The organism is Streptomyces sp. NPDC003034 (assembly GCF_053591375.1).
In genome coordinates this window covers 400914-424582 of sequence record NZ_JBSFTS010000001.1, presented here as the reverse complement: position 1 = coordinate 424582, position 23669 = coordinate 400914, and the positions used below count along the sequence as shown (strand labels likewise).

The 23669-nt window shown below is 70.6% G+C and carries 25 protein-coding genes; 9 read left to right on the top strand and 16 right to left on the bottom strand.

The features are described 5' to 3' along the window. Positions 1 to 23: 23 nt before the first annotated feature. The 9 genes from ACWDX7_RS02090 to ACWDX7_RS02050 all read right to left on the bottom strand — a co-directional run bounded on the left by ACWDX7_RS02090 (position 24) and on the right by ACWDX7_RS02050 (position 10297). The gene (locus ACWDX7_RS02090; protein ID WP_451490317.1) at positions 24 to 416 is read right to left on the bottom strand and encodes a (deoxy)nucleoside triphosphate pyrophosphohydrolase; all 393 of its coding nucleotides are present in this window, start codon (positions 414 to 416) and stop codon (positions 24 to 26) included. Positions 417 to 445: 29 nt separating this feature from the next. Beyond that, positions 446 to 631: an SPOR domain-containing protein gene (locus ACWDX7_RS02085; protein WP_451490316.1), complete on the bottom strand. Its 186-nt coding sequence runs from the start codon at positions 629 to 631 to the stop codon at positions 446 to 448. A gap of 811 nt (positions 632 to 1442) precedes the next feature. Further along, positions 1443 to 2195 (bottom strand): GntR family transcriptional regulator, encoded by a 753-nt coding sequence (locus ACWDX7_RS02080; protein WP_451490315.1) that lies wholly within the window; start codon positions 2193 to 2195, stop codon positions 1443 to 1445. A gap of 145 nt (positions 2196 to 2340) precedes the next feature. After that, positions 2341 to 3498, bottom strand: coding sequence for a DUF4190 domain-containing protein (locus ACWDX7_RS02075; RefSeq protein ID WP_451490314.1), 1158 nt, complete (start codon positions 3496 to 3498; stop codon positions 2341 to 2343). Between the two features lie 252 nt (positions 3499 to 3750). Next, a complete protein-coding gene (locus tag ACWDX7_RS02070) occupies positions 3751 to 5322 on the bottom strand; it encodes a S8 family peptidase (protein ID WP_451490313.1) in 1572 nt (523 codons plus the stop codon). Between the two features lie 872 nt (positions 5323 to 6194). After that, positions 6195 to 6986 carry a trypsin-like serine peptidase gene (locus ACWDX7_RS02065; protein WP_451490312.1) on the bottom strand — a complete coding sequence of 264 codons (792 nt, stop codon included), beginning with the start codon at positions 6984 to 6986 and terminating at the stop codon, positions 6195 to 6197. Then, positions 6983 to 8071: an alpha/beta hydrolase gene (locus ACWDX7_RS02060; RefSeq protein ID WP_451490311.1), complete on the bottom strand. Its 1089-nt coding sequence runs from the start codon at positions 8069 to 8071 to the stop codon at positions 6983 to 6985. The genes ACWDX7_RS02065 and ACWDX7_RS02060 overlap by 4 nt, the downstream gene beginning before the upstream one ends. 230 nt (positions 8072 to 8301) lie before the next feature. Beyond that, positions 8302 to 9594, bottom strand: coding sequence for an alpha/beta hydrolase (locus ACWDX7_RS02055; protein WP_451490310.1), 1293 nt, complete (start codon positions 9592 to 9594; stop codon positions 8302 to 8304). A gap of 265 nt (positions 9595 to 9859) precedes the next feature. Further along, the gene (locus ACWDX7_RS02050; RefSeq protein WP_451490309.1) at positions 9860 to 10297 is read right to left on the bottom strand and encodes a MarR family winged helix-turn-helix transcriptional regulator; all 438 of its coding nucleotides are present in this window, start codon (positions 10295 to 10297) and stop codon (positions 9860 to 9862) included. Between the two features lie 88 nt (positions 10298 to 10385). Between ACWDX7_RS02050 and ACWDX7_RS02045 the strand changes: the two genes are divergently transcribed. Next, positions 10386 to 11414, top strand: a complete 1029-nt coding sequence (locus ACWDX7_RS02045; RefSeq protein ID WP_451490308.1) for an SMP-30/gluconolactonase/LRE family protein — start codon at positions 10386 to 10388, stop codon at positions 11412 to 11414. Between the two features lie 260 nt (positions 11415 to 11674). Here the strand turns inward: ACWDX7_RS02045 and ACWDX7_RS02040 are convergent, their stop codons facing one another. Beyond that, on the bottom strand, positions 11675 to 12085 hold the full coding sequence (locus ACWDX7_RS02040) for a PIN domain-containing protein (protein WP_451490307.1): 411 nt from the start codon (positions 12083 to 12085) through the stop codon (positions 11675 to 11677). Positions 12086 to 12130: 45 nt separating this feature from the next. On the opposite strand from ACWDX7_RS02040, the gene ACWDX7_RS02035 reads away from it, so the two are divergent. Together ACWDX7_RS02035 and ACWDX7_RS02030 are read left to right on the top strand one after the other, a co-directional pair. After that, on the top strand, positions 12131 to 12400 hold the full coding sequence (locus ACWDX7_RS02035; RefSeq protein WP_451490306.1) for a type II toxin-antitoxin system Phd/YefM family antitoxin: 270 nt from the start codon (positions 12131 to 12133) through the stop codon (positions 12398 to 12400). Beyond that, complete coding sequence (locus ACWDX7_RS02030) at positions 12393 to 12704, top strand: type II toxin-antitoxin system RelE family toxin (RefSeq protein ID WP_451490305.1); 312 nt, start codon at positions 12393 to 12395, stop codon at positions 12702 to 12704. The genes ACWDX7_RS02035 and ACWDX7_RS02030 overlap by 8 nt, the downstream gene beginning before the upstream one ends. 43 nt (positions 12705 to 12747) lie before the next feature. Here the strand turns inward: ACWDX7_RS02030 and ACWDX7_RS02025 are convergent, their stop codons facing one another. The 3 genes from ACWDX7_RS02025 to ychF all read right to left on the bottom strand — a co-directional run bounded on the left by ACWDX7_RS02025 (position 12748) and on the right by ychF (position 15094). Next, the gene (locus ACWDX7_RS02025; RefSeq protein ID WP_451490304.1) at positions 12748 to 13215 is read right to left on the bottom strand and encodes a hypothetical protein; all 468 of its coding nucleotides are present in this window, start codon (positions 13213 to 13215) and stop codon (positions 12748 to 12750) included. After that, a complete protein-coding gene (locus ACWDX7_RS02020) occupies positions 13212 to 13802 on the bottom strand; it encodes an ArsR family transcriptional regulator (protein ID WP_451749212.1) in 591 nt (196 codons plus the stop codon). The genes ACWDX7_RS02025 and ACWDX7_RS02020 overlap by 4 nt, the downstream gene beginning before the upstream one ends. 203 nt (positions 13803 to 14005) lie before the next feature. After that, a complete protein-coding gene (gene ychF / locus ACWDX7_RS02015) occupies positions 14006 to 15094 on the bottom strand; it encodes a redox-regulated ATPase YchF (protein ID WP_451490302.1) in 1089 nt (362 codons plus the stop codon). Positions 15095 to 15230: 136 nt separating this feature from the next. Between ychF and ACWDX7_RS02010 the strand changes: the two genes are divergently transcribed. Further along, the gene (locus ACWDX7_RS02010) at positions 15231 to 15731 is read left to right on the top strand and encodes a DUF6542 domain-containing protein (RefSeq protein WP_451490301.1); all 501 of its coding nucleotides are present in this window, start codon (positions 15231 to 15233) and stop codon (positions 15729 to 15731) included. Between the two features lie 210 nt (positions 15732 to 15941). On the opposite strand, the gene ppgK is transcribed toward ACWDX7_RS02010, so the two are convergent. Then, positions 15942 to 16808, bottom strand: a complete 867-nt coding sequence (ppgK, locus tag ACWDX7_RS02005; RefSeq protein ID WP_451490300.1) for a polyphosphate--glucose phosphotransferase — start codon at positions 16806 to 16808, stop codon at positions 15942 to 15944. A gap of 21 nt (positions 16809 to 16829) precedes the next feature. Continuing rightward, positions 16830 to 17834, bottom strand: coding sequence for a 4-hydroxy-3-methylbut-2-enyl diphosphate reductase (locus ACWDX7_RS02000; protein WP_451490299.1), 1005 nt, complete (start codon positions 17832 to 17834; stop codon positions 16830 to 16832). 86 nt (positions 17835 to 17920) lie between these two features. Between ACWDX7_RS02000 and ACWDX7_RS01995 the strand changes: the two genes are divergently transcribed. From ACWDX7_RS01995 to ACWDX7_RS01980, 4 genes are all read left to right on the top strand, one after another. Next, positions 17921 to 19348, top strand: coding sequence for an APC family permease (locus ACWDX7_RS01995; RefSeq protein ID WP_451490298.1), 1428 nt, complete (start codon positions 17921 to 17923; stop codon positions 19346 to 19348). Between the two features lie 9 nt (positions 19349 to 19357). Next, positions 19358 to 20653, top strand: a complete 1296-nt coding sequence (gene xseA, locus ACWDX7_RS01990) for an exodeoxyribonuclease VII large subunit (protein WP_451490297.1) — start codon at positions 19358 to 19360, stop codon at positions 20651 to 20653. A 122-nt stretch (positions 20654 to 20775) separates the two neighbouring features. Further along, entirely contained in the window at positions 20776 to 21024 is a 249-nt protein-coding gene (locus tag ACWDX7_RS01985) for an exodeoxyribonuclease VII small subunit (protein ID WP_451490296.1), read from the top strand. A 103-nt stretch (positions 21025 to 21127) separates the two neighbouring features. Further along, on the top strand, positions 21128 to 21718 hold the full coding sequence (locus tag ACWDX7_RS01980) for a malonic semialdehyde reductase (protein WP_451490295.1): 591 nt from the start codon (positions 21128 to 21130) through the stop codon (positions 21716 to 21718). 158 nt (positions 21719 to 21876) lie between these two features. Here ACWDX7_RS01980 and ACWDX7_RS01975 read toward each other — a convergent pair whose 3' ends face one another. Then, the gene (locus ACWDX7_RS01975) at positions 21877 to 22473 is read right to left on the bottom strand and encodes an isochorismatase family protein (RefSeq protein WP_451490294.1); all 597 of its coding nucleotides are present in this window, start codon (positions 22471 to 22473) and stop codon (positions 21877 to 21879) included. Between the two features lie 122 nt (positions 22474 to 22595). Here ACWDX7_RS01975 and ACWDX7_RS01970 point away from each other — a divergent pair, with 122 nt between their 5' ends. Further along, positions 22596 to 23582, top strand: coding sequence for a GlxA family transcriptional regulator (locus ACWDX7_RS01970; protein ID WP_451490293.1), 987 nt, complete (start codon positions 22596 to 22598; stop codon positions 23580 to 23582). The last annotated feature ends 87 nt before the right edge of the window (positions 23583 to 23669 follow it).

The following is a 23669-nucleotide window of genomic DNA, read 5'->3' as shown; positions in this document are numbered from 1 at the left end:
CGGTCGTCCGCGCCCGGGGGCGTTCATCCGCGCAGTCGGCGTCCGGCTTCGGCGACCGCCGGCCGGTCCTGGTCCAGCCAGTCCACCGACTCCAGCTCCTCCGGACCGAGCCAGCGCAGCTCGTCGTGGTCCTCCAGCGGCGCGGGCACTCCGGAGACCAGGCGGGCGGTCCACACGTGCAGGACGAGGCCGGGCTTCAGCGGCCACTCCCCCGGGATCCGCTCCAGCGGCTCGGCCTCCACGCCGAGTTCCTCGCGCAGTTCGCGCACCAGCGCGTCGGGGACGGACTCACCCGGCTCGGCCTTTCCGCCGGGCAGCTCCCAGCGTCCGGCCAGCTCCGGCGGCGCGCTGCGGCGGGCGGCCAAGAGGCGCCCCTGATGACAGAGGGCTCCGCCCACGACCACTCGTACCGTCATGGGCGGAGCCTATGCCACACGGGGATCACTCAGTTCATCGTGGCGGTGTGACCGATCCGCTCGACCCAGTAGAGCTGCTTGTGTCCTTTGCCTTCGAGACTGTCGACGACTTTCTGGGCCTCGGTCCGCGTGGGGTAGCGACCCACGCGGTAGCGGTTGCCGTTGTCGTCCTGACGTATGACCAGCCACGGGAGCGGGGCACCGCTGTCGTTCATCGCGTTTCACCCTCCGCCGACGTACCTGCCCGGGAAACCGCATCGCGCATATGCCGGAGCTTACGCCCGACCTTTACTGAGCGGATACGGTTTTTCACGAAGAGGTACTTTGCGGGCGTACGCATCCGGCCATGGGTACGCCCGAGCCGTGCGCGCCGGTTCGCGGGGCGCCCACATCGCGCCGGGCCGGACCACGGCGGAGGCCGCCGCGGTAGCGCGGCGGGCGTTCTCGCAGGCGGGCGGGGGGACCTGGATCGCGAACCGGCCGCCGCGACCGCAGGCCGAAGGTGAGTGATGCGGGGCGGTCCGCACGCCGTCTCGCAGACGGAACAGACGTGCGCGGCGATGCCGTCATGGGCCGCGACGCCCTGACCGGTCGGGGCGTACGCCGGCGCCCGGTCCCGCATCCTCGCTGGTCAGGCAGATGACAGAGGGGGGCGCGGGGCGAAAGCCGGCGGCGCGGGACGGCGGTGGAGAAAGCTTCCGCCCACCGGGCGGACCCGGCCGGGGGGCACGAGGTCCGGGGCGGCGGAGTCGATCACGATCGCGCCGAAACCCGCCGGGTCGCCAGGGCGGAGGCCGCCGCCCTCAAGCCGCCCGGCGCCACTGACCACCCATGGCGGCCGGTGGCGGGCACGGCGTGCGGCATCTGCCGCTGAGGGCCGGGGCTTGGGGGAGCGGTCAACACCCAGCCACCGGGCCCTTCCCGACCTCCCGGTCCGAGTGAGCACGTCACGTCCGCCCCGAAGCGGCGGCTTCCTGACGTCCCTTCAGCCCGGACGCGGCCGGGCGGGGCAGGGGCAGGGGCGGGCTACCTCACCGGGAGGTGGTACGTCAGGCGGTAGCGGTCCGCCGGGACCACCACATCGGCCGTCTCCACCGCGCGGCCCGAGGCGAAGTACGTGCGGCCGATCACCAGGACCACGTGTCCGGGGACGCCGCCGAGGAGGAGGATCTCCTCCGCGAGGCCCGGCCGGGCGCCGACCTCCTCGACCACGTTGTCCACGACCACATCGATCGCCGCCATCCGGTCCACCACTCCGCAACCGCGCAGCGGGCCCTCCTCCGGCAGCATCACTGGGGTCCGGCCGGTCACGGCCAGCGGCTCCCAGGAGGTCGACAGCATCATCGCCTCCCCCGCGTCGCGAAAGACGTACCGCGTCCGCATCACCCGCTCGCCCACCTCGATGCCGAGCCGCTTCGCGATCTCGGCCGGCGCGGCTGCCTGCTCGCTGTTCGACTCCCACGTGCCGCGGGCCCCCGAATCAGCCTGCTCCTGCCGGAAGGGCGTCGAGGTGCCGCCCGTGCGGTAGCCGGAGCGCGCGACGCGCCGCGGCACCGGCTGTTCCCGTACATACGTACCGGACCCGGACCGGCCCTCGACCAGTCCCTCCGCCATGAGGACCTTGCGCGCCTCCAGCGCCACGGTGTCGGAGACCCCGTACTCCTCGCGGATACGGGCCTGCGAGGGGAGCCGGGCATGCGGGGGCAGAGAACCATCGACGATCTTTCGTCGCAGATCCCCGGCCACGCGCAGATAGGCCGGCTGCTCACCGAAAGTCACTGGCCACTCCCATCAGGTTGACAGACAGCTACACCCTGGCAACCGAACGTTGTACATCGCAAGCAAAGGCCAAGGTTTCACCCGAAGTGATGAAGCCAGGTCACTCAAACCCCTTACGGGGGTTACCAGGCGTTGCCCCCGCCCGTCACACCGACTCGGACGACGGCCCCCGCCCCGAACCCCCCTCGTGGACGCCCTCGAAGTCCTCCCGCCACTCCGGAACCGTCGTCGCCAGCCCGTACGCTCCGCGCAGCGCCTTCTCCGTCTCCAGCCTCATCGCGCCCCCGGCCCGGTCCCACTGCTTGTCGAACTCCGGTGCCGACCTGGCCTGCGAGGCGGCCTGCCACGCCGGGCGGGCCGCCTCGATCTCCTTCAGCCGCGCCGCGACGGCCTTCTCCATGCCCGGGCGCGCCTGGTGCGCCCGCAGCACCTTCGCCTCTTCACCCAGCGCAGCGTGCACCTCCCGCGCCCACGCCCGGTGTTCGGTCAGCGCGTCCTCCACCTCGGCCTCGGGGGACCGGCTGATGAGGAACTCCAGGGCGTTCGCCGCCCGCAGGAAGGTCACCTGTTCGGGCTTCAGCGTGCGCTCGTCCCGGCGCAGACTGCCCCGCTGCTCCTCGACCGTCGTGCCGATCACACACAGCAGCAACCGGTCCCCCTGGCGCCGGGACTCGCGCGTGGGCGCGTAGAAGTACATCTCCGCCTCCACGGGCACGGCCCAGGTGTCCATCGCGTAGGCGTCCTGGGCCTTCCAGCACACGTCCGCGGCAGCGCTCTCGGCCTGCTCCGAACCGGGGGCGGCCGTCGGGTCGAACACGCCCGCCGAGGTGACCTCGCCGTGGTGCGCGCGCTCGCAGTCCACCTTGTACATGGGGGGCCGGCCGTCCATCAGGTCGCCGCCCGGGACGTTGAAGCAGTCGCCGACGTGCAAGTCGTCGGTGTCGACCAGCTCGCCCTCGACACCGGTGAACTGGCGTGCCGCGTCGAGGCGATTGCCGACCACGTCCACGACCCGCTGGGCGGTCAGGGCCAGCACCGCCGTCGCCGCCACCGACACCGCCAGGCCCACGATCGCCAGCGCCCTGCCCCGTTCCCGCTTCTTGGCGATCTGTACGAGGGCCACGACGCCGAAGACGATCCCCAGCGGTGGCAGGCACAGCAGCCCGACGAGCAGGGAGGCCAACGCGAAGCCGTTGAGCGCCGGTTCCCGCGGCTGGACGGGCGGGCCCCACACGGGCAGCGGGGACGGCGGGGGCCAGTGGTGGCCCGGCCCGGAGGAAGGGCTCGGCGGCGGAATGCTCACGAGGCGGGGTGCTCCATCGAAGGACGTGGCGACAAAGGGCGCGGACGGTCGCGCGAACCAACGCACGAACGAATGCGCGAATGGTACGCAGCAGGGGCGACCGTCTCGACGGTCGCCCCTGCCGGTTCTGCCTGTGCTGCTCGTTCTGCGTGTTCATCGCGCCGTACGCGGGTCCTCGTGCCGTCCCGTACTCAAAGCCCCGCGCGGTGCCCTTGGTTCATTGCCTTGGATCAGTGCCTCGGTTCTGACCCCTCAGAACTGGAGCGCCCAGGAGTCGATCTTCCCCGTGTCGATGCTCGCGTTGTCGTTCACCCGGAGCTTCCACACTCCGTTGGCGACCTCGGAGGAGGCGTCGACCGTGAAGGTCTTGATGATGTTGTCCGCACTGCCACCGCTGCGGTTGTGCAGGACGTACACGGTGCCGTCGGGGGCGACGAGGTCGACCTTGAGGTCACCGATGTAGGTGTGCTTGATGTCGACCGGCACGCTCAGCGCGGCCGGGGCGTTGCCGGAGATGCCGCTGACGGTGACCGGCGACTCGACGGTCGAGTTGTCGTTGACGGCGTAGTCGGTCAGGTTCTCGAAGCGCGTGCCCGGGTTCGGCGGGGTCCCGCCGCCGATGTGGAGCAGGCGGTTCGGGGAGCCGCTGCCGGGGCTGGTCACCACGTTCGGGGTCGAGGCGCTGACCAGGCCGGCCGAGACCTGGGCGGGGGTGCTGCCCGGGTTCTGCGCGAGGTAGACGGCGGCCGCGCCCGCGACGTGCGGCGAGGCCATCGAGGTACCGGAGATGCTGTTGGTGGCGGTGTCCCCGGTGGCCCACGCGGAGGTGATGGAGGAGCCCGGCGCGAAGATGTCGAGGATGCTGCCGTAGTTGGAGTAGCTGGCCTTCGCGTCGCCACTGGTGGTCGCGCCGACGGTGATGGCCTCGGCCACGCGCGCCGGGGACTTCGTGGAGGCGTCGGTGGACTCGTTGCCCGCGGCGACGGCGTACGTGATGCCGGAGGCTATGGAGTTGCGTACGGCGGTGTCGAGCGCGGAGTCCGCTCCGCCGCCGAGCGACATGTTCGCCACGGCCGGCTTGACCGCGTTGCGGGTCACCCAGTCGATACCGGCGACGACCTGGGCCGTCGTACCGGATCCCTGGTTGTTGAGCACGCGGACGCCGACGATCTTGGCCTTCTTGGCCACGCCGTACGCGCCGCCCGCGACGGTGCCGGCGACGTGGGTGCCGTGGCCGTGGCCGTCCTGGGCCGTGTTGTCGTTGTCGATGGCGTCGTAGCCGTAGGAGGCGCGGCCGCCGAAGTCCTGGTGCGTGATGCGGACACCGGTGTCGATGACGTACGCGGTGACGCCCTGGCCGGCCGTGTCCGGGTACGTGTAGCTCTGGTTCAGCGGCAGTGCGCGCTGGTCGATGCGGTCCAGGCCCCAGGACGGCGGGTTGGGCTGGGTGGCGTCGACGGTGAAGGTCCGGTTCTGCACGACCGACTTGACCGCCGGGTCGGCGGCGAGCTTGCGGGCCTGCGCCTCGGAGACCTCGATGGAGTAGCCGTTGAGGGCGGCGCTGTAGGTGCGGTCGATCTTCGCTCCGTACCGCGCGGCGACGGCCTTGCCGCTGGCATCGGTGGAACGGGCGGCGGAGTCGTGCAGGGTGACGATGTAACTGCCGGAGACGGATCCGGCAGCGCCTGCGTTCTCGATGACGCCCAGTGCTCCGTGGTCGGCTGCCGAGGCGGGTAGGGCGGCGGCCGCGCCGAGCGCGAGGGCCACGACGGCGGTCGCGCTGATGCCGGCGATTCTCCGGCGGGTGTGACGCATCACGGACATGTGAGGGGTCCTCCTCATAAGTGGTGCGCTGCGGGGGGTGAGGCGGAACCGTTCGGGCATGGTCATGACAACAAGCGCCATGACGTTTTGCGCCTGACCGGTCGTCGCCTCCGAAAGGTTGACCCACCCCTGCCGCTTCCCACAAGAGGACGGCGCAGGCGTAACATCCGCGCCACACCAAAGCCATGATGGGGCAAAGGCGTTGCGCACATGACCCGTGCACTGCCCGGCTGCGCGTGATCCGAGAACGGCTCGCCTGCGGACACCCGCACGGCGACCTGGCGCTGCCCCCGTCCGCGGCGGCCCGTGGCACCCGGACGGGCACCGGTTCCCACCAGATCCGGCCAGATGCGGCCGGTGCGCCGGAACCGGCCGCCGGAGCCGCCTGGTTGTGGCGGTACGGGGTCCGCGCCGCCGCGGCCGGGGGCGTTCTCCCGCGGGCCGGCGGAGGGAAACAGTCCGATCGCGCCCCGGGCGGAGCGGGTTCACGCCACGCCGGGGCGCTTGAGGCAGGCTCACCGCTCAAGGACCGGGGCGCGGTGATACGCGCGCAGCCGGCCCGGCGGCTCGCCCGGCGACGAGCCGTCGCGCCCGTCGGCGCCGCCGCGGGGCGCGCGTGGGTGCGGACTGCGCCCGCGCCAGGGCGAGTTGTGAAGTTTTGGTGCCCGAGGGGGCTCGGTCTGCTCAAGGGCTGAGATACCCGGAAGCCCGGAAAAGCCAACGATCTCAGGATCCGGCCACGCCTACCTCAGCCCGGGTGGAGAGCGCGCCCACGGCCACCGCACCGCGCGGGGTCACCGGTGCGGTCCGGACCGCCCTCGTCCTCGTCTACGTGGTGTGGGGCTCGACCTAAGGCAGACGGGCGGGGCCGGTCAGCCCTGGGCCGCCCGTTCGTACAGCGCCTTCGCGTGCTCGTCGAACAGCGCGGCCGTGGAGTCCACGTCCGTGTCTCCGCCGCTCAACACCCCGATCAGCTGCCCCGGGCGTCCCGCCCCGCCCCGGTCGGCGACCCACGGGCTGCCGCTCGTACCCGTCCAGAAGCCCGCGCAGCTGATGTACAGCATGTCGGGGTCGTCCTCGTCGTGGCGGGTCTGCGTGGTGCAGGAGACGGGCTTGTTCTGCGGGTTGTGCTCGGACTCCGGATAGCCGACGACCGTCACGTCCCGTTCGTACCCCGAGGTCCAGTCGGGCTCGGGGGCCTCGCCCCGCCCGCCGACCACCTGCTGGAGGCTGCGCCCCTCGGCGTCCGGCTCGACGGTGAGGAAGGCGAAGTCGGCGGTGTCCTCACCCCATTTCGTCCAACGATCATCCACGTGGATCGAGCGGACCTTCCACAGGCCGAGCGGCTGCGTGCCGCCGCCCTCGCCGGAGAAGGCGGGTACGAAGGCCAGCTCGCCGATGGCCAGCCCGTCATGGGCGAGCTCCCCGGGCTCCCCGTCCTCGCCGGCCGGGGCCACGCAGTGCGCGGCGGTCGCCACGACGTTGCCCCGGGGGCTGTCGACGACGCTCGCCGTGCACCAGTGCTCGCCGTTGGCCATGAGCACGCCCACGGTGGGGAAGGGGTGCACCGTACTGTCGGCCGATGCCTGGAAGAGCGTGACGGCGCACACCGCCGCGATCCCGGCCGCCGCGGTCGCCGACGCGCCCTTCGCCACCGTGCTCATCGCACGGCGGGCCCGGGTGTCGGTGCCTGCATCACCTTGCTGATCCACTCCAGGGAGCCCTCCCTCATGCCGCGCACGTAGGACTTGCCGTTGTGCTCACCATCCTGGATCACCTGCAGCCGGGTGTGCACGGGACCCCTCCCGTAATCCTTCATGAACTTCTCGGCCTTCTCGCGGCCGGTCTCGGCGGTGCCGATCTGGAAGTTGACGTAGACGTCCGGGCCGCCCGCCTTGATCAGCTTCTCGGCGAGCTTCTCGGGGTTGTTCTCGTCCATGGCCTGCGTGTTTCCCTTCCACAGAGGGGAATCGGGGACGATGTCGACCCCGCTGGCGATGGCCGCCTTGAAACGGTCGGGATGCTTCAGGACGTGCTTGAAGGCGCCGAAACCGCCCGAGGAGGAGCCCATGAAGGCCCAGCCGTCACGGGAGGTGAAGGTCCGGAAATTGGCTTTCGTGAAATCCGGGACGTCATCGGCCATCCAGGTGCCCATCTTGGCCTGGCCGGGGATGTCCGAGCCGTCGAAGTGGTGCTTGGTGTCGGCGTTGATCACCGGCATGACGAGGATGAAGGGCAGGCTCGTACCGGCCTTCACGCCGTCGGAGACGGCCTGCTGGAGGCCGAGGCCGGGGCCCGTCCCCCAGTAGTTCTTGGGGTAGCCGCGGCCGCCGGGCAAGGAGATCAGGACCGGGAAACCGCTCTTGGCGTACCGCGGGTCGTCGTACTCCTTCGGCACCCACACCCACACGTCGCCCGTGAAACCGGACTTCTTTCCGGTGAGCGTGGTCTTGGCGATCTGGGTGCCGTCCGCCATCCGGGTGGTGCGGATGAAATCGGCCCTGGGACCGGTGGGCATGCGCATGCCGCCCAAGGGCTCATCGGAGACGGCAGCGGCCTTCTCCTGGACCTTCTCGAAGGACACGGGATCCCCTATGTCCGAGAAGAGGCCGTACTGGTACGCCGCCGCGCCGCCCCCGGCGGCGAGGGTGAGCGCGAGGCCGCCGCTGATCAGAAGCAGGCGCAGGCGCTTGGGGCGACGGCCGCCCTCGGTCGTGGGGCTGCCGTCGCCTTGCTGGTCATGCTGCACGGATTTGTCCCGTTCCTTCTCCGGCGCTCGCCAGGGAGCGCGGGTCGGACCGATCGGTCCCCCTTCACCCTTTACAGAGGCATGAACGACGGGATGGGTTGCCTGTGACGACAGCGACGTGGCGAGCGCCGCGTGAGGCGTGTCACGCGGCGCGTGACGCGTGACGCGTGACCCGGGCCGCGTGACGCGCGGCGCGCGGGCGGCGGGGCAGCAGCGGCAGCGGCCGGTGGTCAGCCGGCTTCGGGCTTCGGGGCCTTGAGCACCTTGCTGATCCACTCCAGGGAGCCTTCCTTCATGCCCCGGACGTAGTGCCAGCCGTTGTGCTCGCCGTTCTGGATGTCGCGGATGGTCGTCTTGACGGGTCCCTTGCCGTACTGCTCCTGGAACTTCGTCATCCGCTCCTTCCCGCCCTCCTTCGTACCGATCTGGAAGTTGATGTAGACCTCGGGGCCCTTCGCGTCGATCAGCTTCTTCGCGAGCTTCTCGGGGTTGTTCGCGTCCATCTCCGCCTGGTGGCCCTTCCAGAGCGGGGAGTCGGGGACGATCTCGCCGCCGCTGGCGATGACGGCCTTGAACTTGTCCGGATGCTGCAGCACGGTCTTCATGCCGACGAAGGCGCCGGAGGAGGAGCCCATGAAGGCCCAGCCGTCACGGGACTTGTACGTACGGAAGTTGGCCTTGGTGAAGGCCGGGACGTCCTCGGCGATCCAGGTTCCCATCTTGGCCTGGCCGGGGATGTCGGAGCCGTCGTAGTAGTACTTGTTGTCCGGGTTCAGCACCGGCATGATCACGATGAAGGGCAGGCTGGTACCCGCCTGGACGCCTTCGCTGATGGCCTTCTGGAGGCCCAGGCTGCGGTCGGACCAGTAGTTGGCCGGGAAGCCGTTGCCGCCGGGGAGCGCGATCAGCACCGGGAAGCCGCTCTTGGCGTACTTCGGGTCGTCGTACTCCTTGGGCGCCCACACCCACACGTCGCCCTCGAAGCCCGACTTCGCGCCCGCGAGTCGGGTCTTGGCGATGATCGTGCCGTCGTCGAGCTTGGTGGTCTGCTTGAAGGCCGCCTTGGGACCGGTCGGCATGAGCACGTCCGGATCACCGGTGGGCTTGGCCGGAGCGTCGCTCGGCGCCTTCTGGTCGGCGGTGGCGTTCGGGGTGTCCTTGCCGAAGTTCACGGCCTCGCCGTTGCCGGAGAGCCAGTCGAGCTTCCAGGCGGCGAAGCCACCTCCGCCGAGGAGCAGCGCGAGGACGACCACCACGCTGATCCACATCGCGCGGCGGGAGCGCCTGGGCGCCGGGGGCTCGTCGTCGTACGGCGCGTGGTGCGCGTACTGCTGGTCCTGCTGGCGCTGCGGGTCACCTGCGTACTGGTGGCGCTGGTGGTTCTGCTGGTGCTGGCGGCTCTGCTCGTACGACTGGTACGGCGGGTCCTGCGGGTACGCCGGGTCCTGGGGGTGCTGCTGCTCGTAGCGCCCCTGGTACGACGGACCGTCATCAGGCCGCGGGCGCTGCGGGTACTCGTGCACGAACTTAGCTCCGAACGGTCATGACTGCCCAAGGGCAGAACAGTTTGGCATCCCCTAGTCCTGATGTGCGAATCCTCCGCACAGTTCCAAATCCGAGCAAAAACATGACGGGAACCTCAGGCAAACGCAGGGGACCGCGAGGAGAGGACCGCCAAGAACCGGATCGAGGCGTGGCGCACGCACCACGCCGCATGCCCCACGGCATGCTTCGCCACACGCCACACGCCATACGCCACACGCAACGCGACACGCTTCGCCGCATGCTTCACCGCTGCGCGTCGAGCACCTGCGCGCACCGCCCGAGCAGCTGGATGAGGAGGGCCCGCTCCTCCGCCGTGAACGCGGCGGCCAGCGCCCGCTCCACGCGCACCGCACCGCAATCCGCCAGCTCCATCACCGAGCGCCCTTCCTCCGTGAGCCGGGTCTCCAGCACGTTGCGGTGCCACTCGTGCGCGGTCCTCTCGATGAGGCCGCGCTCCTGGAGGTTCTTCAGCACGGTGTTCATGGTCGGCGGCGTCACCCCGCACAGCCGCGCGAGCGCGGCGGCGGAGATCCCGGGCTTCTCGGCGAGCCAGAGGAGCGCGGCGTACTGCGGAACCGTTACTGCGGCCGGCTTGAGCGCGTGGTTCTTCGCCGCGAGGAGCGCCTGCTCGGCGCGCTTGACGTGAGAGCCGATGCGCTCCTCGGGGGCCATGGAGGTCATGAGCGCATCCTACGACCCTTGCATTCATTAGGGCTCTAACATAAATTCGCCCCCATCCATGGAGTAGAGGTCATCCAAGGTGCGATCGATGACCGATGCGCTGACCAGTCCACTGAAGAAGTCGAGGAAGCAGACGATGAAGAAGCAGAAGAAGACGAGCCTGCTGGTGGCCGCCGGCCTCGTCGCCGCGACCCTCACCCTGGGCGCCGCCCCGGCGCACCCGCCGGGCCCCCGCATATCCACGGCCTTCACCATCCCGGGCCCGAAGGTCTATCCGGAGGGCATCGCCACGGACGCCCGTACGCACACGGTCTACGTCGGCTCGTACGCGGACGGCACCGTCTACCGGGCCCGCCCCGGCCGGCGCACGGCCGAGGTGTTCCTGCCCTCCGGCACGGACGGCCGGCGGACGGCGAACGGCCTGCGCGTCGACGCCCTGGGCCGCCTGTGGGTGACGGACTCCACCGTCGGCGTCTCGGTGTACGACACCGCGACCGGCGGCCGCCTGGCCCACTTCGCGGTGGCGGGCAGCGGCCCCCGCTTCGTCAACGACCTCACCCTCACCCCGGACGGCACCGCGTACCTGACGGACAGCATCCGCGGCGTGATCTACCGGGCGACACCGGCCCAACTCGCCGCCGGTGGCGGCACGCTGACCGAGGCCTACGACATCACCCCGGCCCTGCGCCCCCGGCCGGCCGGGGACTTCTCCCTGAACGGGATCGTCTCCGACCCGGCCGGCCGCTACCTCCTCACGGTCGACATGCCGACGGGAGACCTCTACCGCGTGGACCTCGCCACCGGAGCCATCCACCGCGTCGCCCTCAACGGCGCCGACCTGAAGGCGGCCGACGGCCTCGACCTGTCCCCCGACGGCACCCTTCGCGTGGCGCACAACGTCACCAACACCCTGACCCGCTGGCGCCTCACGGCGGACGCCACCCACGCCCGCCTGATCAGCACGGTCACGGACCCGTCCCTCCAGATCCCCACGACCCTCACCCACACGCGGGGCCGCACCTTGGTGGTCCGCTCCCAGTTCGACAAGGGCGGCCCCATGACCCCGAGCACGGGCACCCCCACGACTTTCTCCATCGCCTCGGTCCACAACCTCTGACACCACCGAGGAGGGGGCCGGGTTTGGCCACCTCCTCGGGCCGGACGGCTGTGTCAGGACCTACGCGGGCGCCGCTGGGGAGGGGTGGGCCGGCCGGTCGTTGGAGAGGTACTGCGCCGCGGCCAGGGCAGGGTGCGGACGGTGTGCAGCCGCAGCACCCGCACCACGCCGTTGAGCAGATCAGCGACGGCCCGGCCAACGGTGTGCAGGTTCTACCCTCACCCCCGAGGCACTCGCCGGCGGGCATGCGCGTTCCCGGCTCAGTCGGCGGCGCCGGGCTCCACGACCCACCCGGCTTGCAGCCCGCTCACCGAAGCAATCATGTCGAAGTCGCCGTCGTAGTGCAGAACCGTGGCCCGTTGCCGCTCGGCGGTTGCCGCGATGAGGACGTCGGCCAGCGACAGCGCCCGGTGAAAGCCAGCGTTCAGGGCTAGGGCCTGGATCTCGGCCGCCCGCTCGAACTCCCCGTCATTGCAGGGCAGGTAGTCGAATCCACGGAGCAGGGTACGCAGGCGCAGCGCCTCCGGCTTTCCGTGCGCCGAGGACAGAACCTCATACTCGGTCGGGGCGCACACCGCTAGGAGCCCATCGCGCTCCAGTGCATCCAGCCGCACCCGCACCGCCGGTTTGCCCCGACGGGCCGGCAGCGAAGGAAGCCCGTCCCCCGCCACAGCGTCGCATTGTGTACACATGAGACACTCGGTACCCTTGGGCGCATGACGCAGCCGCTGCCCATAGAGTCCATCCGTGATGTACGCGCGCACCTGGCTGAGGTCGTGGAGCGCGCCGATCGCGACGACGTCCCCACAGTGATCACGCGCCGGGGCAAGGAAGTAGCCGCCGTCGTCTCCATCCAGGTGCTGCGCAAGTACCAGGAGTGGGAAGAGCGCGAGATCAACCGGATCATCGATGAGCGCATGGCCAACCCGGCAGCCGGCATCCCGATCGAGGACATCATGAGGGAGACGCTGGCGCGCGGTGAGTGAGTACCGAACCGTCTTCCGCCCCGAGGCACAGGCCGAGCTTCGCAAGATCCCCCGCGACATGGCGCTGCGCATCCTGGCCAAGCTGACCGAGTTGGAGAGCGACCCCTTCGGATTCAACACCACGGCGCTCGTATCGCAGCCAGAACGCCGTCGCCTGCGGGTCGGCGACTACCGCGTCGTCTACACGATCGACAACGGAGAGCTGGTGGTGTGGGTCGTGCACGTCGGACACCGCTCGACCTCTACGACACTTGATACCAGCTGGGCCGGCGTCAGAATGTCCAGCACCCATCCAGCACGGTGACGGCGAAGGGGTCGACCCCTAGAGCGGGCAGCCGATCAGCGCCTCAGTAACGCGGCATGTTCGGAATGGCCTTCTCCGCGAGTTCGATGAGCGCCTCCACCTTCGCCAAGTCGGCCGTGACCTCCTCCGGCGTCACGGTGGGGGCCTCCGACGATCGGTACTCGACTTCGTTGCGCCGGGCTCGCATGCGGTTGAAGGGACGCAGTATGGACCCGAGCGGTGGGTCGAGCTGTGCTCGCACGGCCTCGTAGATGACGGTATGGCCACCACGACTGGTCGCGCGCAGTCCCTGGTTCTGCAATACCGCTGCCAACGCTCTGCGCGCGGCGTCATAGGCCAGCGTGTACGCACCCTCCGGGTCCGTGGCCGCCAACTGCCGCGCGGAGCCGACATGCGTACGCGCCCGGACCAGTTCCGCCTCGGCGGCTGACTGAGAAGCGGGTACGCGTTCAAGCCCGCCACTACCGATGAGCGCGTCAATCGTCGATCGGCCTTGATTCCAGCGCGTCATTGCGCCTCCACGTCAAGATTCAGCTGGACCAGCGGGCGTTCGCGAACGCTGGTGAGGAACGGATCATCCGTGCGGGCCTCCCACGCCTCGACTGAGACCCGATGGACGTTGACCTCACGACGCAGGCGTTGCGACGCCTCCTCGGCAAGGTCGAAGAGCGCGTCGGCGTCGGGGTCACCCACAACGAGTACATCCACATCGGCGGGCGGCGGCCCCGGCTCACCGTTGTACCGAGCGGCCCAAGAGCCATAGATATAGGCCCGCTCCACCCGTTCAAGTCCCACCAGCGCATCGGTGAGCACTGGCACGGGACCGAAGGAGACAGACATGAGTTCGCTCAGTGGACGGTACAGCGGAGTATCCGTGCGGGCCTTGACGAGGCGGCTGCGCCCCACTCGCCGGTCAGTCAGGATGCCACCGCCGGCCAACCGGTCAACCTCCCGCAGGACAGCGGTAGGCGTCACTCCGACGTCAGCGGCGAGCTCAGAGATGCTGTACTCGCGTTCCGGATGCAAGAGCACGAGCGCGAGGAGCTCGCCCTGCATACGGGACCGGAGGATGGGGAGCAGACTCGGCGATACTTTCATTGGGCGCAGGATATCAAGCGCCCAATGAAAGTAACAATCCCGTACGACCGCTTACGGGAACCGCACAGGTGCACGCTACAGGGGGCCCCCGCAGGTCAGCACCAAGTCAGCACGTGAATGCAAAAGGGGCCGGACTCACTAGAGCCCGACCTCTTCTGACCTGCATATTTGACGAAGCTACCTCACATGCAGTAATGAATCGACTACACGTTGAAGCGGAACTCCACCACGTCGCCGTCCTGCATCACGTAGTCCTTGCCCTCCATGCGGGCCTTGCCCTTGGCGCGGGCCTCGGCTACCGAGCCGCAGGCGACCAGGTCGGCGAAGGAGATGATCTCCGCCTTGATGAAGCCGCGCTGGAAGTCGGTGTGGATGACGCCCGCCGCCTCGGGGGCGGTGGCGCCCTTCTTGATCGTCCAGGCGCGGGTTTCCTTCGGGCCTGCCGTCAGATAGGTCTGCAGGCCCAGGGTGGCGAAGCCGACGCGGCCGAGGGTGGCCATGCCCGGTTCGTTCTGGCCGACCGACTGGAGGAGTTCGAGGGCCTCGTCGTCCTCCAGCTCGACCAGCTCCGCCTCCAGCTTGGCGTTCAGGAAGATGGCCTCGGCCGGGGCGACCAGCGCGCGCTGCTCGTTCTTGAAGTCCTCGTCGACCAGCTCGTCCTCGTCCACGTTGAAGACGTAGAGGAAGGGCTTCGTGGTGAGGAGGTGGAGCTCGTGGAGCAGGTCGCCCTGCTCCGTGCCCTTGGTGATGCCCTGCGAGAAGAGGGTGTCGCCGGCTTCGAGGATCTTCTGCGCCGACTCGACGGCCGCGAGGACCGCCACCTTCTCCTTCTGGAGGCGGGACTCCTTCGTCAGGCGGGGCACCGCCTTCTCGATGGACTGGAGGTCGGCGAGGATCAGCTCGGTGTTGATCGTCTCGATGTCGTCCTTGGGCGAGACCTTGCCGTCGACGTGTACGACGTTCTCGTCCTTGAAGGCACGGATGACCTGGCAGATGGCGTCCGACTCGCGGATGTTGGCGAGGAACTTGTTGCCCAGGCCCTCACCCTCCGAGGCGCCGCGCACGATGCCGGCGATGTCGACGAAGTCCACCGTCGCCGGAAGGACCTTCTGCGAGCCGAAGATCCCCGCGAGGACGGAGAGGCGCGCGTCCGGCACGCCGACGACGCCGACGTTCGGCTCGATGGTGGCGAACGGGTAGTTGGCCGCCAGCACGTCGTTCTTGGTCAGGGCGTTGAACAGGGTCGACTTGCCGACATTCGGCAGGCCGACGATTCCGATCGTGAGCGACACGTTGGCGACTTCCCGTAGCTGGAGGGGCGGCGGTCCACAAGCGTGGGCCATCGGACAGTTTACTTTCCGATGAGTGGCGGTGGATGTACGCGTGTCCACGGCCCGGAACGGAAGGCTCCGCGCCTACTTTGGAAGGGTGGAGCAATACAGGACGCGACCGGCCCCTCACCCGCAGCGACCCCCGGCGCAGCGCCGGCGGGCGGCCGCGGCCGTGCCCGCCCAGGGCGGGCGGCGGCCCGTGCTCGCGCGCCGGATGCCCCGGCTGACCGGGCTCGGCGGGGGGCTGTTCGCGTGCGCCGCGATGGTGCTGGTCGCCGGGATCGCCTGGCTGCTGTTCGCCTCCTCGCTCTTCGCATACGGGCTCCTCTTCCTGCCCGTCGCGGCGGCCACCGCCCTCTGGGTGCGGCCGGCCGACCTGGTCACCGCGCCGATCACCGTCCCCATCGCCTTCGCCGTGGGCGTCTGGCCCATCTCGGGCGGCTCCGGGGGCTTCGGCGGAGAGCTCATGGGGCTGGTGTCCGCCCTGTCCCTGCACGCCGGCTGGCTGTACGGGGGGACGCTGATCGCCGGGCTGATCGTGGTCGTCCGCAAGGCCGTGCTGATCGGGAAGCGGCGGCTGCCCAGGCGCACCGCCTAGGCCCTGCCCGGGCGATCTCCGCGGGCCCGCGCTGCCTGGCACGGCACCTCCCTGCGTTGTCGGAGCGCGCGAGTACGACCACGTACGAGCTGCGCCCCTCCGCCTTGCGATGCACCGCACCAGACAACGCGGCCCGATCCACGAAGACCCCCCGGACAGGACCTAGCCAGGACACCCGCTCGCGCCCACAGGTCAAACGGAAGACACGCCTTAGGCGCCGCCGCCCGCGGCGCGGTTCGCCGCCACCGCCTCCACCGAAGCCGCAGCCGACCCCGCGGCCGGCCCCGCAGCCGCAGCCGACTCCACCCCCGACCGCGCCCCCGCCGGAATCCCCGCCTCCGCCGCCCTGGCCGCCATCGCCGCGCCGACGATGCCCGCGTTGTTTTGGAGCGCGGCCGGGACGATCTCCGCCCGGATCCCCTCGATCAGGGGCAGGAACTTCTCCGGCTTGCGGCTGACGCCGCCGCCGATGATGAACAGGTCCGGGGAGAACAGCATCTCCACGTGGGCGAGGTACTTCTGGACGCGGTGCGCCCAGCGCTCCCAGGTGAGGTCCCCGTCCTCCTTGGCCTTCACCGAGGCACGCGTCTCCGCGTCGTGCCCCTTCAGCTCCAGGTGGCCCAGCTCCGTGTTGGGGACCAGCCGCCCGTCCGTGAACAGGGCGCTGCCGATGCCCGTGCCCAGGGTGAGCACGATGACCGTGCCGCCGCGCCCGCGCCCGGCGCCGTACGTCATCTCCGCGATCCCCGCCGCGTCCGCGTCGTTCAGTACCGTGACCGGCAGGCCGCCCAGGCTGCGGCTGAGGAGCGCCGCCGTGTCGACGCCGATCCACGCCTTGTCCATGTTGGCCGCCGACCGCGTGATACCGCCCGTGACCACACCCGGGAACGTGACCCCGACCGGGCCGTTCCAGCCGAAGTGGCGGACCACCTCGACCACGCAGCCGGCCACCCCGTCGGGGGTGGCCGGCTGCGGTGTCAGTACCTTGTGGCGCTCGCGCGCCAGATCGCCGCGCTCCAGGTCCACGGGAGCGCCCTTGATCCCTGTACCGCCGATGTCCACACCGAAGATCTCCATGGACATACCGTACGAAACGAGTTACTTGTCGGCGACCAGTTCCGCGGCTTCCGCGCGCAGGTCCCGGCGCAGTTCCTTCGGCAGCGAGAAGACGATCGACTCCTCGGCGGTCTTGACGATCTCGACGTCCGCGTAGCCGCGCGCCGCCAGCCACTCCAGGACCTCCTCGACCAGCACCTCCGGCACCGAGGCTCCCGAGGTCAGGCCGACCGTGGTGACGCCCTCCAGCCAGGCCTCGTCGATCTCGCTCGCGAAGTCGACCAGGTGCGCGGCGCGGGCGCCGGCGTCCAGGGCCACCTCGACCAGCCGGATCGAGTTCGAGGAGTTCTTGGATCCGACGACGATGACGAGGTCGGAGTCCGATCCCATCGCCTTGACCGCGGCCTGCCGGTTGGAGGTGGCGTAGCAGATGTCGTCGCTGGGGGGCGAGACCAGCAGCGGGAACCTGGTCTTCAGCGCGTCGACCGTCTCCATCGTCTCGTCGACGGAGAGGGTGGTCTGCGACAGCCAGACGACCTTCGACTCGTCGCGCACCTCGACGCCGGCCACGTCGTCCGGGCCGTCCACGATCGTGATGTGGTCCGGGGCCTCACCGGAGGTGCCGATGACCTCCTCGTGGCCCTCGTGGCCGATGAGGAGGATGTCGAAGTCCTCGTTCGCGTAGCGGATCGCTTCCTTGTGCACCTTGGTGACCAGCGGGCAGGTCGCGTCGATCGTGGCGAGCTTGCCGCGCGCGGCCTCCTCGTGCACCACCGGCGCCACGCCGTGGGCGGAGAACATCACGATGGAGCCCTCGGGCACCTCCTCCGTCCGCTCGACGAAGATGGCGCCCTTCTTCTCCAGCGTCTGGACGACGTACTTGTTGTGCACGATCTCGTGGCGTACGTAGACCGGCGCACCGTACTGCTCAAGGGCTTTCTCGACGGCGATCACGGCTCGGTCCACGCCCGCGCAGTAGCCGCGGGGGGCGGCGAGCAGGACGCGGCGGGAAGCGGGAGCAGGGGCGGGAGCAGTCATGCGGTCCATCGTACGGGGGTCTCCAGGAGGCCGGACGTCCCCCGTCCAGCAGAGACTTGCCCGAAAGCCTGTCCCGCCTATGCCCCGGAGGACGGATGGCGTCCGCTACGGATTCCTCCGCGGCCGCGCCCCCGGCGCTGCGGCGGAGCCTCGGCTTCCGGGATCTGGTCGTCTACGGGCTGCTCTTCATCGCCCCGATGGCCCCGGTCGGGGTGTTCGGCACCCTCGACGCCGCCTCGCACGGCGCGGTCGCCCTCGTCTACCTCGTCGCCACGGCCGCGATGGCCTTCACCGCCTTCTCGTACGCGCAGATGGTGCGGGTGGCCCCGCAGGCCGGTTCGGTCTTCATCTACGCCCGCAAGGGCCTCGGTGAGGGGCCGGGCCTGATCGCCGGGTGGATGGCGATGCTCGACTACCTGCTGATCCCGGCCGTGGCGTACCTCTTCTCCGGGATCGCGATGAACGCGCTGGTGCCGGAGGTCTCCCGGTGGATGTGGACGGCCCTGGCCGTCGTGATCACGACCCTGCTCAACGTGTGGGGCGTACGGGCGGCGGCGCGCGTGGGCTTCGCCGTGCTGGCCATGGAGATCGCGGTGCTGCTGGTGTTCGTCGCCGCCGCGGTGACGGTGCTGCTCCGCGACGGGCCCCAGCGCGGCTGGCTCTCGCCGCTGACCGGGGACGGTTCGCTGGGCTTCTCGGTGGCCGCCGTGCTGGGCGCGGTGTCGGTGGCGGTGCTGTCGTACCTGGGCTTCGACGCGATCGCCTCCTTCGCGGAGGAGGTCACGGGAGGATCGGCGCGGGTCGCGCGGGCGGTGCTGTTCTGCCTGGTGCTGGCCGGGGTGCTGTTCATCGCCCAGACGTACCTGGCGGCGCTGCTCACGCCGGTGTCCGCGGCGGAGCTGGCGGCCGATCCGGCGAAGCAGGGCCCGGCCTTCTACACCACGGTGGAATCCTCGGTCGGCTCCTGGCTGCACGACCTGGTCGCGGTCAGCAAGGCGATCGGGGCGGCCTTCGCGGCGCTGGCCGGGCAGGCGGCGGCCGGGCGGCTGCTGTTCGCGATGGCCCGGGAGGGGCGGCTGCCGCGGGCACTGGCGCGGACCTCGCGGGGGACGCCGCGGCCCGCGCTGCTGGTGGCGGCCACGGTGACGCTGATCGCGGCGGTGTGGGCGGCCCGGCGCGACGACGGGCTCGGCCACCTGGTGTCCGTGGTGGACGTGGGGGCTCTGGTGGCGTTCACGCTGCTGCACGCGTCGGTGGTCGGGTGGTTCGTGGTCAAGCGCGCGGCGGGCGTCCCGAACTGGTGGAAGCACCTGGTGGCCCCCGTAGTGGGTGCGGCCGTGACCGTCGCGGTGATCGTCGAGGCCTCCGGGACGGCGCAGCTGGTGGGGGCGGTGTGGCTGGCCGTCGGCCTGGGGGTGCTGGCCGCGCAGCGCGGCCGCCGCCGCCCCGATACGGGCGCCGGCCCGGGCGAGCCGCCGTACCCGGGCGGCGCGGGCCCGCGAAAACCACCCCGGCCGGGCTAGCCTGCGTGCATGGGTCTGAATACGTCGGCCGAGGCGCCGCTGCCGGTAGGCCAGGTGTCCCGGCTCATCGGGGGCTGGATCGAGCGGCTCGGTCAGGTATGGGTGGAAGGGCAGATCACGCAGCTCTCGCGGCGGCCGGGGGCGGGGGTGGTCTTCCTGACGCTGCGCGACCCGTCGCACGACATCTCCGTCAGCGTGACCTGCTTCCGCCAGGTCTACGACGAGGTCGCGGACGTGGTCTCGGAGGGTGCGCGGGTCGTCGTACTGGCCAAACCGGAGTGGTACGCCCCGCGCGGGCAGCTGTCGCTGCGGGCCACGGAGATACGGCCCGTGGGCATCGGGGAGCTGCTGGCCCGGCTGGAGCGGCTCAAGCGCTCCCTCGCCTCCGAGGGCCTGTTCGCGCTCGACCGCAAGAAGCCGCTGCCCTTCCTGCCGCAGCTGATCGGCCTGGTGGTCGGGCGGGCCTCGGCGGCGGAGCGGGACGTACTGGAGAACGCGCGGCGCCGCTGGCCGGCGGTCCGCTTCGAGGTGCGCAACGTGGCCGTCCAGGGGGTGCACGCGGTGCCCCAGGTGGTGCAGGCGGTCAAGGAGCTGGACGCCTTCGACGGGGTCGACGTGATCATCGTGGCGCGTGGCGGGGGCAGCGTGGAGGACCTGCTGCCCTTCTCCGACGAGCGCGTCGTGCGGGCCGTCGCGGCGGCCCGTACCCCGGTGGTCTCGGCGATCGGCCACGAGCCGGACTCGCCGCTGCTGGACCTGGTCGCCGACCTGCGGGCCTCGACGCCCACGGACGCGGCAAAGAAGGTGGTCCCGGACGTGGGCGAGGAGCTGGAGCGCGTACGCCAGCTGCAGGGCCGGGGGCTGCGTGCGGTACGCGGGCTCCTGGACCGGGAGGAGCGGGGGCTCGCGCACGCACTGGCCCGGCCGGTCTTCGTACACCCGCAGCGCATGGTGGAGACCCGGCAGGACGAGCTGGAGGCGCTGCTGGCCCGTAGCCGGCGGACGCTGGGGCACCTGCTGGACCGGGCGGAGTCGGAGCTCACGCACACCCGGGCGCGGGTCGTGGCCCTGTCCCCGGCGGCGACGCTGGAGCGGGGGTACGCGGTGCTGCAGCGGGCGGACGGGCACGTCGTGCGCTCGCCGCAGGAGGTCTCGGCGGAGGAGGTGCTGCGCGCCCGGGTGGCGGAGGGCACGTTCTCGGTTCAGGTGGCGCGGGTGCCCGTGGGGCAGCCGGCCGGCGCGGGAGCGGAGGGACCGGTCCCGGCGGCGGCCGAGGCGGGCTCCGGGGCGGCCTCCCCGGAGTGAACCGCGCAGGCGAGGCACGGTGAGCGCACAGGCGAGGCGCAGTGCGCCGCACACGCGGGACGGCCGAGTGGGCCGAGCACGCGACATAGTGGCCGGACAGCACACACACGGTGGGAGCGGGAATGTCTGAGACGGATACGGCGCTGGGGTACGAGCAGGCCCGGGACGAGCTCATCGAGGTCGTCCGCAAGCTGGAGGCCGGCGGTACCTCGCTGGAGGACTCGCTCGCGCTCTGGGAGCGCGGCGAGGAGCTGGCGAAGGTGTGCCGCCACTGGCTGGAGGGGGCCCGCGCGCGGCTGGATTCGGCGCTGGCGGACCGGGAGCGCACGGGTGGGGGCGGCGAGCGCGACGCGGAGGCCGGTGCGGAGTGACACCGCTCACCATCACAGTGAGTTAGTTGAAAATTCACATACTTTGGTCGTAGAGTCGGGGCATCGCTTCACGCTCCACCTCTGCATGGAAGAAGGCTTTCCGATGTCTCTCGTTCTCGACTCCGCCGCTCAGGACCTGCTGTTCCGCGAGGCCCGCACCGCCAACTCGTTCTCCGACGAGCCGGTCACCGAGGAGCAGATCCAGGCGATCTACGACCTGGTGAAGTACGGCCCGACCGCCTTCAACGGCACGCCGCTGCGCATCACGCTGGTCCGCTCCCCGGAGGCCCGCGAGCGCCTCGTGAAGCACATGGCCGAGGGCAACCAGGCCAAGACGGCCGCCGCGCCGCTGGTCGCGATCCTCGCCGCGGACAACGAGTTCCACGAGGAGCTTCCGCAGCTGCTGCCGCACTTCCCGCAGGCCAAGGACGTGTTCTTCGCCGAGCGCCCGGTCCGCGAGCAGTCCTCGCTGTTCAACGCCGCGCTGCAGGCCGCGTACTTCATCGTCGGCGTCCGCGCCGCCGGTCTGGCCGCGGGCCCGATGACCGGCGCGGACTTCGCCGGCATCCAGAAGGAGTTCTTCGACGCCGACCACACCCCGATGATGGTGGTCAACATCGGCAAGCCGGGCGAGGACGCCTCCTTCCCGCGCTCCCCGCGGCTGGCGTTCGACGAGGTCATCACCACCGTCTGAGGTCGACACCACCGTCCGGGCACGGACGAGGACGAAGCCGCCCATGCGGAACGGGCCGCGCGCCCCCGGCTCCCGGGGCGGCGCCGGGCCCACGGGCGCCTGACCGGAACGGCCCGGCCAGGCGTCGGCCAGGCGCCGGTTAGGCGCCGGCCCGGTGCTCAGCTCAGGGACGAGGCCGACGGGACGACGACTCCGTAGAGATCGGCGATCGTGGCGAGCGCACTGTGGTGGAGCTGTTCGGCGGACACGTCGGAGACCACCGTCCGCAGCGGCCGGGTCGCGCAGGCGTCGGCGACCACCGTCGGCCGGTTGCCGCGCAGAAACGCGCCCTCCACGGTGAAGGTCACGCACATGTTCGTCATGAACCCGGCGACGATGACGTCCTCGTGGCCGGCGGCGTCGACGTGTTCGCCCAGGCCGGTGCCGACGAAGGCGTTGGGAGCGGCCGTCTTGACGATGACGGGCTCGCCCTCGACGGGAGCCACCCGGGGGTGGATCCGGCCGATGTCGGTCCGGATGTCGTACGGGCTTCCCTCGCCGCCGTCGTTCACCACGTGGATGACCTTCGTACCGGCCTCACGAGCCCTGGCCAGCAATGCGGCGGCGGCGTCGAGCGCGGGCTCCCATCCCGTGAGCTCCATCACGCCACGGGTGTAGGTGTTCTGGTAGTCGACCAGGATCAGCGTGGCGTCCGCGAGCGACGCCGGAGTCTCGTCGAAGCCGCTGAGCTCACGCAGGGTGGTCATCGTAGGCATGGAAATACCCTCCCGGGGCGTCGTGTTGGAGTGTCCGGGCCATCACGCGGTGGCCGTGCTGTGAACGCTACGAGCCCCCGGACATGTCGGCAATGTCATCCAACTTGCAGATACGGACACCCTTGAGTGCCTACAAGCGGTTCATCGTCATCGTCCTCTTCGACGGGGTCGACCTGCTGGACGTCACCGGACCGCCGGAGGTGTTCTCCCTGCTGCAACGCGAGGTGGACGACGCGACGAGCTACCACGTGGTCCTGGCCGCCGAAACCCTGGAGCCCGTGACCACCGCCGCCGGGGTGCGCATCCTGCCCGACACCACCTTCCAGGAGGTGTCGGGACGGAGCATCGACACCCTCCTGGTGCCCGGCGCGGTCGAGACCGACGAGCGGCGCCGCGTGCGCGCGGTCAGCGACCCCGCCGTGGTCACCTGGGTGAAGGCGCTCGCCGGCACGTCGCGGCGCGTCGCATCCGTCTGCGTGGGAGCGCACATCCTCGCGGACGCCGGGCTACTGGACGGCAAGCGCGCCACGACCCACTGGTCGACCGCACAGCAGCTCGCCGCCGAGCACCCCTCGGTCGAGGTCGACGCGGATCCGATCTTCATCCGCGATCAGGAGGTGTGGACCGGCGCGGGCATCAGCGCCTGCCTGGACCTGTCACTCGCCCTCGTCGCCGAGGACTTCGGGGAGACCGTCGCTCTCCGCGTCGCCCGGCAGCTGGTGATGTACCTGAAGCGGCCGGGCGGGCAGAGCCAGTTCAGCGTCCCCCTAGAACCCGTCTCGACCACGCGGCGCATCGAGGACCTCCGCCACCACATCAGGCGGAACATCGCCGAGCGGCTCACCGTCGCCGACCTCGCCGAGCACGCCCATGTGGGCGAACGGCAGCTCACCCGGATCTTCAAGAGCGAACTCGGGATGACCCCGGCCGCCTACATCGAGTCGGCCCGCGTCGAGGTGGCGCGCCAGCAACTAGAAGCCACGGACGCCACCCTCGACCGCATCGCGTCCACCTGCGGCTTCCACACGACCGACACCCTCATCCGCGCCTTCCGCCGCAAGCTCGACACGACTCCGACCGAATACCGCAACCGGTTCCGGGCGCCCTGAACACCCCAGGTCCTGTCCGGGCGGTCTTCGTGGATCAGGCCGCGTCGTCTGGTGCGGGTGCATCGCAAGGCCGGAGGGGCGCAGCCC